General features: G+C 71.7%; 1 protein-coding gene. It reads right to left on the bottom strand.

The genetic code is table 11. The features are described 5' to 3' along the window. On the bottom strand, nucleotides 1-2,147 hold a 2,147-nt coding region (locus QTI05_RS27745; protein WP_286625030.1), incomplete at its 3' end, for a molybdopterin oxidoreductase family protein. Between the last annotated feature and the right edge of the window lie 70 nt (nucleotides 2,148-2,217).

Here is a 2,217-nt window from a genome sequence, read left to right on the forward strand (position 1 = left end):
TCGGGCTGCTTGGAATCCGGGCAGAAGGCGGGACTCGTCAGCGCGTTGATGCCGGCCAGGCGCTCGCCCGTGCTGGAGCGCCCGCTCAGGTGCTCCTCGCCCCAGTGCATCGCCACGAACGCCTGGGCGAGCCCCACCTCGGGGCTGGCCTGCGCGGGCAGCACGATGCTGCCGCGGCGCGAGGTCAGGTGCACCAGGTCGCCGTCTTTGAGCTGGCGGCGCGCCATGTCCTGCCCATGCATCTGCACCACCGGCTCGGCCATATGGCCGAACAGGCGCCCCAGCGTGCCGGTGCGGCTCATGCCGTGCCACTGGTCGCGCAGGCGCCCCGTGTTCAGCGAGAAGGGATAGCGCGCCTCGCGCTGCTCGGCCACCGGCTTGTAGGGCGTGTCCACGAAGCGCGCGCGGCCATCGGCGGTCGGGAACACGCCGTCTTCGTACAGCCGCGCCTTGCCGTTGCCGGCCGGGTCCGCCGGGTCCCCAGGACATGGCCACTGCTGGGGCCCGTGCGCCTCGAGCATCGCCCAGCTCAAGCCCGTGATGTCCAGGTCGCGCCCGCGCGTGGACTCGCGGTGCTCGTTCCAGATCGCCTGGGCGCCGGCCTCGGCATCCAGCGCGTAGGGGAAGAGGGTGGTGGCCGCACGCCTGGGCAGCCGCGCCTCCAGGCGCTGCGCGAAGTCGACCACCGCCGACCAGTCGTGGCGCGTCTGGCCCGGCGCTGCCACGGCCGGGCGCACGCGCGAGATGCGCCGCTCGCTGTTGGTCACGGTGCCGGTCTTCTCGCCCCAGGTGGTGGCCGGCAGCAGCAAGTCGGCATAGGCGCAGGTCGCGGTGGTGGCAAACGCCTCCTGCACCACCACGAACTCGCAGCGCTCCAGCGCCCGGCGCACTGCCGCCTGGTCGGGCATCGACTGGGCCGGGTTGGTGCACGAGATCCACAGCGCGCGGATCTCACCGTCGGCCGCCGCCTCGAACATCTCCACCGCCGTCTTGCCCGGCGCCGCCGGCACCTCCTGCCCCGGGGCCAGGCCCCAGAGCGCAGCGACCTCGGCGCGGTGCCCGGCGTTGCCCAGGTCGCGGTGCGCCGACAGCAGGTTGGCCAGGCCCCCGACCTCGCGCCCGCCCATCGCGTTGGGCTGCCCGGTCAGCGAGAAGGGGCCCGCGCCAGGGCGCCCGATCTGTGCGCAGGCCAGGTGCAGGTTGATCAGCGCCGCGTTCTTGGCGGTGCCCGAGGACGACTGGTTCAGGCCCTGGCAGTACAGGCTCAGCGTGGCCGCCGAGGTGGCAAACAGGCGCGCGGCCTCCAGCAGCGCCGTCTGGTCGATGCCGCAGACCTGCGCGACGCGCTCCGGGGTGCACTCGCGCACCGTGGCCTTGAGCGCCTCGAAGCCGCTGGTGTGCGCGGCAATGTAGTCGGGCCGTGTCCAGCCCTCCCACAGCATCAGGTGCAGCATGCCGTGGAACAGCATCACGTCGGTGCCCGGCTGGATCGCCAGGTGCAGGTCGGCGATCTCGCAGGTGTCGGTGCGCCGCGGGTCGACCACCACGATCTTCATGGCCGGATTGGCGCGCCGGGCATCCTCGATGCGGCGAAACAGGATCGGGTGCGCCCAGGCCGTGTTGCTGCCCACGATGAACAGGCACTGGGCATGGTTGAAGTCGTCGTAGCAGGCCGGCGGCGCATCGGCGCCCAGCGTCTTCTTGTAGCCGGCCACCGCGCTGCTCATGCACAGGCGCGAGTTGGTGTCGATGTTGTTGGTGGCGATCAGGCCCTTGGCCAGCTTGTTGAAGACGTAGTAGTCCTCGGTCAGCAGCTGGCCCGAGACGTAGAAGCCGACCGCATCGCGGCCGTGGTCGTGGATGACCTGGGCGAACTTGTCGGCGGCGCTGTCCAGGGCATCCGCCCAGCCAACGGCCTGCGGCGCGGCGCCGCGCTCGGCCCGGCGCATCGGCTGCAGCAGGCGCGTTTGCAGCGTGACCTCGGCCGTGGCCGTCAGATGCAGCGTCGAGCCCTTGGTGCACAGCCGCCCGAAGTTGGCCGGGTGATCGGGGTCGCCGCGCACGCCCGTGATCTGCGCACCATCGGATTCGATGATCACGCCGCAGCCCACGCCGCAGTAGGGGCAGGTGGAGCGCGTCTCTTTCATGGGCAAGGCTTCATCGGCCACCTCAGGCGCCATGCGGCGCCTGCACGCCAAACGACTCGTCGCCCAGCGC

The sequence above is a fragment of the Variovorax fucosicus genome (genome assembly GCF_030316825.1).
In the GTDB taxonomy this organism is placed as follows: Bacteria; Pseudomonadota; Gammaproteobacteria; order Burkholderiales; family Burkholderiaceae_C; genus Variovorax; species Variovorax fucosicus.